Annotated in this window: 11 protein-coding genes; 9 read left to right on the top strand and 2 right to left on the bottom strand. The window is 62.9% G+C overall.

What is annotated here, in order from left to right; genetic code table 11:
• Window positions 1-91 precede the first annotated feature (91 nt).
• Entirely contained in the window at window positions 92-757 is a 666-nt protein-coding gene (locus OXU43_04465; protein ID MDD9824404.1) for an RloB family protein, read from the bottom strand.
• A 7-nt stretch (window positions 758-764) separates the two neighbouring features.
• Complete coding sequence (locus tag OXU43_04460) at window positions 765-2,045, bottom strand: ATP-binding protein (GenBank protein ID MDD9824403.1); 1,281 nt, start codon at window positions 2,043-2,045, stop codon at window positions 765-767.
• A 569-nt stretch (window positions 2,046-2,614) separates the two neighbouring features.
• Between OXU43_04460 and OXU43_04455 the strand changes: the two genes are divergently transcribed.
• From OXU43_04455 to OXU43_04415, 9 genes are all read left to right on the top strand, one after another.
• The gene (locus OXU43_04455; protein MDD9824402.1) at window positions 2,615-3,001 is read left to right on the top strand and encodes an ATP synthase subunit I; all 387 of its coding nucleotides are present in this window, start codon (window positions 2,615-2,617) and stop codon (window positions 2,999-3,001) included.
• Window positions 2,998-3,828 carry a F0F1 ATP synthase subunit A gene (atpB, locus tag OXU43_04450; protein MDD9824401.1) on the top strand — a complete coding sequence of 277 codons (831 nt, stop codon included), beginning with the start codon at window positions 2,998-3,000 and terminating at the stop codon, window positions 3,826-3,828. The genes OXU43_04455 and atpB overlap by 4 nt, the downstream gene beginning before the upstream one ends.
• Before the next feature lie 42 nt (window positions 3,829-3,870).
• Window positions 3,871-4,173: a F0F1 ATP synthase subunit C gene (gene atpE, locus OXU43_04445; GenBank protein ID MDD9824400.1), complete on the top strand. Its 303-nt coding sequence runs from the start codon at window positions 3,871-3,873 to the stop codon at window positions 4,171-4,173.
• 28 nt (window positions 4,174-4,201) lie between these two features.
• Window positions 4,202-4,681 carry a F0F1 ATP synthase subunit B gene (locus tag OXU43_04440; protein MDD9824399.1) on the top strand — a complete coding sequence of 160 codons (480 nt, stop codon included), beginning with the start codon at window positions 4,202-4,204 and terminating at the stop codon, window positions 4,679-4,681.
• A gap of 63 nt (window positions 4,682-4,744) precedes the next feature.
• A complete protein-coding gene (locus OXU43_04435; protein MDD9824398.1) occupies window positions 4,745-5,278 on the top strand; it encodes a F0F1 ATP synthase subunit delta in 534 nt (177 codons plus the stop codon).
• Between the two features lie 65 nt (window positions 5,279-5,343).
• The gene (atpA, locus tag OXU43_04430) at window positions 5,344-6,885 is read left to right on the top strand and encodes a F0F1 ATP synthase subunit alpha (protein MDD9824397.1); all 1,542 of its coding nucleotides are present in this window, start codon (window positions 5,344-5,346) and stop codon (window positions 6,883-6,885) included.
• A 21-nt stretch (window positions 6,886-6,906) separates the two neighbouring features.
• A complete protein-coding gene (gene atpG, locus OXU43_04425) occupies window positions 6,907-7,773 on the top strand; it encodes a F0F1 ATP synthase subunit gamma (GenBank protein MDD9824396.1) in 867 nt (288 codons plus the stop codon).
• 14 nt (window positions 7,774-7,787) lie between these two features.
• Entirely contained in the window at window positions 7,788-9,215 is a 1,428-nt protein-coding gene (gene atpD / locus OXU43_04420; protein ID MDD9824395.1) for a F0F1 ATP synthase subunit beta, read from the top strand.
• A 14-nt stretch (window positions 9,216-9,229) separates the two neighbouring features.
• Window positions 9,230-9,673: a F0F1 ATP synthase subunit epsilon gene (locus tag OXU43_04415; protein ID MDD9824394.1), complete on the top strand. Its 444-nt coding sequence runs from the start codon at window positions 9,230-9,232 to the stop codon at window positions 9,671-9,673.
• Window positions 9,674-10,400: the final 727 nt, after the last annotated feature.

Here is a 10,400-nt window from a genome sequence, read left to right as displayed (position 1 = left end):
CCGTCCCAGACAACGACACTTCCGGCGGAAAACCGGCGCTCGTGCAATATCCGGGCTAGACACCGGTTGCCTCTCAACGGTATGGCATGATTCAACACCTAATCTTCTGCAAGTAGCACACCAGTTGGTGCACCTTGGTGGAGGGATTGTCGGTATTGCTCCTCTCGGCGGCCCTCAGCGATCTCGCTGCGTGTTGTTTTGCTGTCTCCAACCTTTCCCGCAAGACGCGGAATATGTCCCTGTCGCCTTTCCGGTATTGAGGAAAGTGCTTTTTCAGATCGGCCAACACCTGTTCCGCCGCGGTTCTGCCCGGTCGCGTCCGATATGGCCTGGTACTGTATTCGTAATGCAACAGCAACCAATACTCGAAAGCGGGTACCGAAGCGATCGCGCGAAAAACTCCCCTGGGTCTAATGCTGCTTAGTAGCGCCAAAGCCCGCGAATAGCCGGCGTGGTCGTCCTTGTCGAATACGCAAAAGACTGTATCGAAAGGGTCGCCCGCTGTTTGCTCTTGTTGATAACGCGCCCGGGCAAGTGCAAGGACGCCCTCGGGAGTGGAATCGCCCTCCCCCGTAATCTCCACGTTGGCGCTGTTTAAACGGTAATCATCTCTGAGCCCCGTAAAATAGTTGGGTTCGGTCTTCCTGCCCTCGCAAACGATCAGCACTTTGGCATAGGGGGCTCTGCTGGCCTTGCGGCGCGCCAAATCTTTGGTGCGCCGCGCTTTGCGCTTGTGGAACAGGGCATCCGTGCCCATCCTTCATCTATCCCTGCGCTTCCCGAATGTAAGGCAGGGCGCCATAACGGCCGGACCGATACGCCAACTCCAGGTTTTCCCTGCCCTTGCGGGGATGAAAATCCGTCAAGGGGTAAAGCCGCGTCGCATGACGCCGGTCTTTTTCGCAAAACCAAATCTGGTCGCGGCGCATAAGATCCTGGCTCAGAATAGAAGTTTCATGGGCGGTGAACACCAGCTGCGCATTGCTGGGATTGGTGTCCCTTCCATGAAACCGCCGCACCAGGAACTTTGCCAGTTGCGGATGCAGGTTATCGTGCAATTCGTCCACGAACAGCACATGGCCATTTTGCAGGCTGTCAATCCAAGGGCCGGCAAAAGAAAACACCTTTTGCGTGCCATCCGATTCCTGGTCGAAACCGAAGGCAACTTCTTTCCCCTCGGAGTCCCGGTGCACCGTTTGAATTTCCAAGACTTCCTTATTCTCCATTTGCTCGGAAATCATCTGCTTGACAGGAGCCGACATATCGCCAGGCAGGAATTTTGGATCGAAAGGATCTTTCCTGACCCGCACATCATGAATATCCAGATCTGCAGCCTTCAGAAAATTCAGCACCTGCTCTTTGCAATCCGTCTCGCAAAGTTCGGCACTGAAGATCGGCGACCACCCGGAAACGTTAGCAAGGTGCAGGGTCTTCGCGAACCAGTCATATACCGGCTGCAATTGCCGGCTGTTCAATTGCACCGCGGTTGAGAGGAACAAGGCATTGTCGCGAGTTGCCTTCTGCCACAGGGCCTTCTCGCCGCTTAAAAAGGCCCCCAGTTCCCATTCGTATCCGCTCTGGGCCGGCGCCCACGCGCGCCGGAACCAGCGTTGCGCGCGATTCCTGGGATACGCGAACAGCCATTCTTCCACGATGCGCTCCGTCGTAGCGGCAAAGCCGTATTGGTAGCGCACACCGCCGCTGAAGAACGCCGCCTCGAATTCGCTGGGCGCATCCCGCGCCCCGGGATCCAGCCGAAACGGCGCTACCGGAAGAGGGTCCCCCCGGCGCTTCTCCAGGGCAGAACCCGACACAATCGCCTGCATTGCCCTCATAGCCTGCAAGAAATTGGATTTCCCTGCCGCGTTGGCGCCGTAAAGGGCCGCCGAACGCAGCAATTTCATATTGATATCGGGCCCGCCCGCAACCGGCGGAACGCCAAAGGTGTGAGAGTCGGTCAATTCCCTGCCCTTCGATGCCCTCAAACTCAGGACCTGCCGTTCCTGGATAGACTTGAAGTTGGCGACGCGAAACTCAATTAACATCCTTATACTCCTTTTATTGCCAAATAATGACATTATTTGCCAAAATAAAGCATGTAAGTGCCCCCATGTCAAATTTTACGGGTCACTGCCGGCGCTTGGGAACCAAGCGGCAACCGTCCGCGGCGGCGGGGATGAAAGATTCCCATCCCCGCCGCCCAACCTACCCCGCTATTCCTGCCCCTGTTCAAGCCAGGGGCAAGCCTGCGCCTCATTTTTCCCATCGCTCCCCCCTGGAGGGGGGGGGGAAGCGGCGGTTGCGATTTCCGTGTCCGCTGGGGGGAAGGAGGCGCCGCTATGCCCCCCACCGGCGCGACTTCGGGCTCCGCCCTCGTCTTGCCGACTCCCCCTCCAGGGGGGAGTGATGGGAAAAATGAGGGGAAAGCGGAATATATATAGAAAACCGCTTTTCTTCCCTTCGATTGCGTAACGGCTGGGGACGGGCCGCCAGCCGATTGATTGCCGCAACCGGCATCGCTTATACTGCGCCCTCGTTGCCGGCTCGGGCAGCAAAGGCGGTACCGCCGACGTCCCGATGCAGCCGGCAGGGCAATAGCGGGGAAAAATCGGCGATGAACCGCGAGGGCTGGCGCATGGCTTTGGCAAGCGCGGGGGGGCAGATCATAGTGACCCTTGCGCTGTGCGGCCTGTTGCTGGCGACGATGGGCCAGCGAGGCGCATGGTCCGCGTTGCTCGGGGGAGGAATCGGCACCGTGGGAAACTTGGCGCTGGGCACATATATGTTTACCGTAAATCATGCGACGCCGCAGGCGATGTTGAGAGGATTCTACATAGGAGAGGCCCTCAAGCTGACGCTGACGGGCGTGTTGTTTTTCCTGGCGCTGGTTTATGCGGATATACAGCAGCCCATACTGCTGCTCGCTTTCATCCTCGCCCTGGCGGCCCAGTGGATGCTGCCGGGGGCGCTCGGCAACAAGTGGAAGGGCGCCCGGTCGTGAAGGCAGCGGCGCCGGATACGGGGGGCGGCCAAACGGAGTACATCCTCCATCACTTGCACAACCTGCAGGTGGGGGAGGGCTTCTGGACCCTGCACCTCGACACCCTGTTTTTTTCCGTCTTTCTGGGGCTGGGGTGCCTGCTGCTCTTTCAGCGGGTGGCGGCGCGGGCCGTCGCCGGGGTGCCGGGGCGGCTGCAGAACTTCGTCGAGATCCTGGTAGAGTTCGTGGACAAGCAGGTGCGGGAGACCTTTCACGGCCAGAGCCGGCTCATTGCCCCCCTGGCGCTGACCATCTTCGTCTGGGTGTTTTTGATGAACTTCATGGACCTGGTGCCGGTGGATCTGCTGCCCTGGCTCGCCGGGCTGGCGGGCATCCCCTACCTCAAGGTGGTCCCCAGCACCGACCTGAACGCCACCTTCGCCATGTCGCTGACGGTGTTCGCGCTGATCATGATCTACAGCGTCCGGGCCAAGGGCGCCGGCGGGTTCGCCAAGGAGTTCCTGCTCCATCCCTTCGACCACTGGGCGTTCGCGCCCGTGAACTTCATCCTCAAGACCGTAGAGGAATTGGCGCGGCCGATCTCGCTGGCGCTGCGCCTGTTCGGCAACCTCTACGCGGGCGAACTGATCTTTATTCTGATCGCTCTGTTCTCCCTGGGGCGGACGCTGGAAGAGTTTCTCCACCTGGGGACCTGGGCCCTGTTCCTGTCGCAGCTGCTGTTGGGGCTGGCCTGGGCTATTTTTCATATACTGATCATCACCCTGCAGGCGTTCATCTTTATGATGTTGACCATCGTCTATCTCAGCCTGGCTCACGAGACGCATTGAGCGCGGGCAAAGGTTCTTGTCGAAGTCGCAAAGGAGGATATGATGCAAGCTGAATTTCTAGGTTATCTCTCACAAGTACAGGGAATGACCGCCATTGCCGTGTCCCTGTTGATCGGCCTGGGCGCCGCCGGGACAGCCATCGGTTTCGGCATTCTGGGAGGCAAGTTTCTGGAGGGCGCGGCGCGCCAGCCGGAGATCGTTCCCATGCTGCAAATCAAGATGTTCATTGTCGCCGGCCTGTTGGATGCGGTCACCATGATCGGCGTCGGCATCGCCTTGTTCTTCACTTTTGCCAACCCCTTCGCGGGGGCGCTGGAAGCCGCGCGCCAAAGCCTGGGCGGTTGACGATGCGGACGATGAACGGAGGCCGGCCTTGAGCATCAACGCGACCCTGATCGGGCAGATGATCGTGTTTGCCCTTCTGATCTGGTTCGCCATGCGCTTCATCTGGCCCGTGCTGTTGCAGGCGATGGCGGAGCGGGAGAAACGGATCGCCGACGGCCTGGCCGCGGCCGAGCAAGGGCGCCGCGAGCTGGAACAGGCGACGCAGCGCTCGAACGAGCTGCAGGCGGAGGGCCGCAAAAAGGCGGCCGAGCTGATTGACCAGGCCCAGCGGCGCGGCGACGAAATGGTGGAACAGGCGAAACGCGCCGCCGAAGCGGAAGGGCAGCGGATCCTGGCCGCGGCGCATGCCGAGGTCGAGCAGGAAAAGGCGCAGGCGCGCGAAGAGCTGCGCGCCAAACTGGCGGCGCTGGTCATTGCCGGCGCCGAGCAGGTCCTCCAGCGCGAGGTGTCGCCCAAGGATCACCAAAAGACGCTGCAGGGCCTGAAAGCCGAGTTGGGCCCGCAGTGACGCCTACAGTGACGCCTCCTACAGTGACGAGATACGCGAAGAGCGTCAGGAACGAAAGCCGCCATGCGGGAACGCGGCGCCGCTAGGCCGTATGCCCGCGCCGCCTTCGAGCAGGCGCGCGCGGAGGAAGCGCTGGCCTCCTGGTCCGAGCTGTTGCGGACGCTGGCCATCGTGGCGCGCGAGCCGCTGATGCGACGCCTGCTGTCGGACCCGCGGGTGGGGACGGAGCGCTTGCTGCGATTGACGCGGGAAGTCTGTGCCGCCGCCCTGCACAGCGCGACCCAGGAAAGGTTCGTCGAATTGCTGGTGCGCGCGCGCCGCCTGGAGCTTGCCGACGCGGTACACCAGTTCTTCGAGGAGCGCCGCCGCCGCCTCGAGGGACGGACCAGCGTCCGCCTGTTTTCCGCCTATCCTCTGACGGACGGCGAACGGCGGCAGATCGAAGAATCGCTGGCGCAGCGCCTGGCCACCCGGGTGGAGAGCGAGGTACTGATCGAAGCTTCCCTGATCGGGGGGGTGCGGATCGAGATCGGCGATACGGTCATTGACACCTCCCTGCGCAACAAACTGAACGGCCTGGCCGAGGCCCTGGCGTAGGCGGACGGCGCGGGCAGGCACAGACAGGACATCGTGCAGACGGAAAACGGAACGCGGAGGAACGAATGGCAATAAGCGCAGCGGAAGTCAGCGAACTGCTCAGGAAAAAGATCCAGGAACTGGACTTGCAGACGGAGGCCCGAACGGAGGGCGTGGTGGTCAGCCTGACCGACGGGATCGCCCGCATCCACGGACTGAGCGACGTCATGCAGGGCGAGATGATCGAGTTCCCGGGAAAGTTATACGGGCTGGCCCTGAATCTGGAACGGGACTCCGTGGGCGTGGTCATCATGGGCGATTACCAGAAGGTCTCCCAGGGGGACACCGCGCGCTGCACCCGGCGAATCCTCGAAGTGCCGGTCGGCGAGGCCCTGCTGGGCCGCGTGGTGGATGCCCTGGGCACCCCGATTGACGGCAAGGGCGAGCTCGGGGCCGGCGAGACGGCGCCGCTGGAGAAGATCGCCCCGGGCGTGATCACCCGGCAATCCGTCAGCCAGCCGGTGCAGACCGGCCTGAAGGCGCTGGACTCCATGGTGCCCATCGGGCGCGGGCAGCGCGAGCTGATCATCGGCGACCGCCAGACCGGCAAGACGGCGGTGGCCATAGACACGATCATCAACCAGAAGGGCACGGGCATCAAATGCATCTACGTGGCGATCGGCCAGAAGGCCTCGTCCATCAACACCGTGATTCACAAACTGGAGGAGCACGGCGCGATGGAGCACACGATCATCGTCGCCGCCAGCGCCTCGCAATCGGCCGCCATGCAGTACATCGCCCCCTACGCGGGCTGCTCCATGGGCGAATACTTCCGCGACCGCGGCGAGGATGCCCTGGTGATCTACGACGACCTGACCAAGCAGGCATGGGCCTACCGCCAAGTCTCCCTGCTGCTGCGCCGCCCGCCGGGGCGCGAGGCATACCCGGGCGACATCTTTTACCTGCACTCCCGCCTGCTGGAGCGCGCGGCGCGCGTCAACGCCGAGTACGTGGAGCGGGCCACGAACGGCAAGGTCAAGAAAAAGACGGGTTCGCTCACCGCCCTGCCGATCATCGAGACCCAGGCCGGCGACGTGTCGGCCTTTGTCCCCACCAACGTGATCTCCATCACGGACGGCCAGATCTACCTGGAGACCGACCTGTTCAACTCGGGGTTCCGCCCCGCGATCAATGCCGGGCTGTCGGTGTCCCGCGTCGGCGGCGCCGCCCAGACTCCCATCGTCAAGAAACTCGGCGGCGGGGTGCGTCTGGCCCTGGCGCAGTACCGGGAGCTGGCCGCCTTCGCGCAGTTCGCCTCCGACCTGGACGAAACCACGCGCAAACAGTTGGAACGCGGCCAGCGCGTGATGGAGTTGATGAAACAAAAGCAGTACTCGCCCCTGAGCGTGGCCGAGATGGCGGTCAGCCTGTACGCCGCGGACCGCGGCCACCTGGACGACGTCCCCCTGGAGAAAGTGAACTCCTTCGAGACGGCCTTGCACGATTTCTTCAACCGGGAGCGCAAGGAGCTAATGGAGAAGATGAACCGCAGCGGCGAGTACAACGAAGAAACCGAAGCCTCCCTGGCGGACGGCCTCAAAGCCTTCAAAGAGAGCAGCACCTGGTAGGGGGGCGCGGGGAGGACTGCCATGGCGGCGGCAAAGGAAATCCGGGTCAAGATCGGCAGCATCCGGAACACGCAGAAGATCACCAAGGCGATGGAGATGGTCGCGGCCAGCAAAATGCGCAAGACCCAGGAGCGCATGCGGGCCGCCCGCCCCTACGCGGAAAAGATTCGCAACGTGATCGCGCACCTGGAACACGCCAAGAGCGAGTACCGCAGCCCCTTTCTGGAGAGACGGGAACACAACCGCCACGTCGGCCTGATCGTCGTGTCCACGGACCGGGGCTTGTGCGGGGGGCTGAACGCCAACCTGTTTCGCAAAGTGGTGCGCCGGATGCAAGCATGGGACGAACGGGGAATCGTCGCGGATCTGTGCGCGATCGGCTCCAAGGGCGTGGGCTTTTTTTCCCTGATCGGCGCCCCCATTCTCAGCCGCGCCGTGCGCCTGGGAGACGAGCCCTCCATGGAGCAGCTGATCGGCACGATCAAGATCATGCTCGACGCCTACGAACAGGCGAAGATTGACCGGCTGTACATCGTCTATAACCGCTTCGTCAACTCGATGACGCAGTCGCCGGAAGTAGAGCAGCTGCTGCCGCTGCCCCCCAGCGAGGCCGAGGAAATGAAGTTTCACTGGGACTACATATACGAACCCGACGCCCGGGAGGTCCTGGACCACCTGATCCGGCGCTATCTGGAATCGCTGATCTATCAATGCGTGGTGGAGAACATCGCCTGCGAACAGGCCGCCCGCATGGTGGCGATGAAGAGCGCGGCCGACAATGCCGGCAAGCTGATAGACGAACTTCAACTCATCTACAACAAGGCGCGGCAGGCCGCCATTACCCAGGAGCTATCCGAGATCGTGGGCGGCGCAGCCGCCGTTGCCTGAACCGAGGTGACCATATGAGCAGCAAGCAGAAAGGGAAAAAGAAAGCGGCGGCAAAGGACCGGGGAGAAGTCGTCCAAATCATCGGCGCCGTAGTGGATGTGGAATTTCCGCCGCAGGCCATCCCCAGGATCTACCAGGCCCTGCAGGTGGAGAGCGGCTCGAACGGCGCCTCCACCACGCTGGAAGTGCAACAGCAGCTGGGCGACGGCGTAGTGCGCACCATCGCCCTCGGCTCCACCGACGGCCTGTGCCGCGGCGCCGGCGTGGAGAACACCCAGGCCGCGATCCAGGTCCCCGTGGGCGAAAAAACCCTGGGCCGGATCATGAACGTGCTGGGCGACCCGATTGACGAGCGCGGACCCATCGAGTCGGAAGAGCGGCTGCCGATCCACCGCAACGCCCCCGCATTCACCGAACTGACCTCGGCCACGGAACTGCTGGAGACGGGGATCAAGGTGATTGACCTCATCTGCCCCTTCGCCAAGGGCGGCAAGGTTGGCCTGTTCGGCGGCGCCGGCGTCGGCAAGACGGTCAACATGATGGAGCTGATCCGCAACATCGCCATCGAGCACAGCGGCTACTCCGTGTTCGCCGGCGTGGGCGAGCGCACCCGCGAGGGCAACGATTTCTACCACGAGATGAAAGACTCCAACGTGCTGGACAAGGTCTCGCTGGTCTATGGGCAGATGAACGAGCCGCCGGGCAACCGCCTGCGCGTCGGCCTGACCGGGCTGACCCTGGCGGAGAAATTCCGCGACGAAGGCCGCGACGTGCTGTTGTTCATAGACAACATCTACCGCTTCACGCTGGCCGGCGTGGAATGCTCCGCGCTGTTGGGGCGGATGCCGTCCGCCGTCGGCTACCAGCCCACCCTCGCCGAGGAGATGGGCAAACTGCAGGAACGGATCACCTCCACCCGCACCGGCTCCATCACCTCCATCCAGGCGGTCTATGTGCCGGCGGACGACCTCACCGACCCCTCGCCCGCGACCACCTTCGCCCACCTGGACGCGACGGTGGTGTTGTCGCGCCAGATCGCCGAGTTGGGCATATACCCCGCGGTGGACCCCCTGGACTCGACCAGCCGGCAGCTGGATCCCCTGGTCGTCGGCCAGGAGCATTACGACACCGCCCGCGCCGTGCAGAACATCCTGCAGCGCTACAAGGAGCTGCGCGACATCATCGCCATCCTGGGCATGGACGAGTTGTCCGAGGAAGACAAGCGGCTGGTGACCCGCGCCCGCAAGATCCAGCGCTTTCTGTCGCAGCCGTACTTCGTCGCCGAGGTGTTCACCGGGCAAAGCGGCGTCTATGTGCCGCTCAAGGAGAATATCCGCGGCTTCAAGGAGATCGCCGAGGGCAAACACGACGCCCTGCCCGAACAGGCCTTTTACATGGTCGGCACCATCGAGGACGCCGTGGAGAAGGCGAAGACGCTGTAAGCGGGAGGCAGCCGTTGGCCAAGAGCATCCGCGTGGACATCGTCAGCGCCGAGCGGGAGATCTTCTCCGGCGAGGCGGCGATGGTCTTCGCCCCCGCCCAGCTGGGCGAGGTCGGCATCGCCCCCGGTCATGCCGCCTTCCTCAGCCTGCTGGCGCCGGGAGAAGTGCGGGTGCAGCTGCCCGAGGGCAGCGCCGAGGGCGAACGAGAGCAGGCCTTCTACGTCTCCGGCGGCATCATCGAGGTGCAGCCCAGCATCGTGACCGTGCTCTCCGACACGGCGGTGCGGGCGGAAGACCTGGACGAAGCCGACATCGAAGAGGCGCGGCAAATGGCCGAGCGCGCCTTCCACGACCGCGAGGCCAAAGTGGACTATGCGCTGGCCCAGGCGCAGCTTGCCGAGGCCGTCGCCCAATGGCAGACCATCCAGCGCCTTCGCCGCCGCGCCGGCCGCTCCTGAACTCCCCCGCCGCGCGCCGGGCGCCCGGCGCGCCTGGAACCGAGATGCGTTCGGGAATAAGCTGCCATTCATATGTCGCTTTGGAAGTAGGGAAACAGCGCTCTGTCGTTCCGGCCTCCCCCCGTGTCGTTCCGCCTCCCCCCGTGTCATTCCGGCCTCCCTCCTTGTCATTCCGGCGAAAGCCGGAATCCCTCTTGCGAACTCGGCATCCCCTATGAGATTCCGGCTTGCGCCAGAATGACAGAAAAAAGAGGCGGAGACGGTTTTTGTACGAACTGGAAAGCAGGAATCCCTGCTATTCCCGCCATTCCTGCGAAAGCAGGAATCCAGCATAGAAAGCGCGCGCCTCGCGCTCCTTTGCAGGAATATCCGATGAAGGCAGGGGCGGGCCGTCCGGCGCTGCAATGTGCGCGTTCCGCGCTGTATTTGCGCGGGATTCCGGCTTTCGCCGGAATGACATGGAGGAGGCCGGAATGACAAGAGGGGCCGGAATGACATGGAGGAGGCCGGAATGACAGAAAAAAAACCGGAATGACAGACAGAGCAACATATAAGACGAAGGATAAGGCTTGCCCTGACTCGAACGGATGCGGGCTTTGCGGTGGAGTATGATGCCCCCCATCATGACTGTGCCGCGATGCCAGAAGCGGGGGACCCAGAACCGAGGGACAGATTGCCGTGACGCCTAGCGTCGTAATCCTGGCGGCGGGGCGCGGCGAGCGGATGC

Source organism: Gammaproteobacteria bacterium (assembly GCA_028817255.1).
Lineage (GTDB): Bacteria > Pseudomonadota > Gammaproteobacteria > Porifericomitales > Porifericomitaceae > Porifericomes > Porifericomes azotivorans.
Note: the sequence above shows the minus strand (reverse complement) of the source record. Positions and strands in the feature narration are given on the sequence as shown.

Excerpts from the sequence above, each read along its gene's own strand:
- OXU43_04465 (MDD9824404.1), bottom strand. The coding sequence starts at position 757 with ATGGGCACGGATGCCCTGTTCCACAAGCGCAAAGCGCGGCGCACCAAA.
- OXU43_04460 (MDD9824403.1), bottom strand. The coding sequence starts at position 2,045 with ATGTTAATTGAGTTTCGCGTCGCCAACTTCAAGTCTATCCAGGAACGG.
- OXU43_04455 (MDD9824402.1), top strand. The coding sequence starts at position 2,615 with ATGAACCGCGAGGGCTGGCGCATGGCTTTGGCAAGCGCGGGGGGGCAG.
- atpE (MDD9824400.1), top strand. The coding sequence starts at position 3,871 with ATGCAAGCTGAATTTCTAGGTTATCTCTCACAAGTACAGGGAATGACC.
- OXU43_04435 (MDD9824398.1), top strand. The coding sequence starts at position 4,745 with ATGCGGGAACGCGGCGCCGCTAGGCCGTATGCCCGCGCCGCCTTCGAG.
- atpA (MDD9824397.1), top strand. The coding sequence starts at position 5,344 with ATGGCAATAAGCGCAGCGGAAGTCAGCGAACTGCTCAGGAAAAAGATC.
- atpG (MDD9824396.1), top strand. The coding sequence starts at position 6,907 with ATGGCGGCGGCAAAGGAAATCCGGGTCAAGATCGGCAGCATCCGGAAC.
- atpD (MDD9824395.1), top strand. The coding sequence starts at position 7,788 with ATGAGCAGCAAGCAGAAAGGGAAAAAGAAAGCGGCGGCAAAGGACCGG.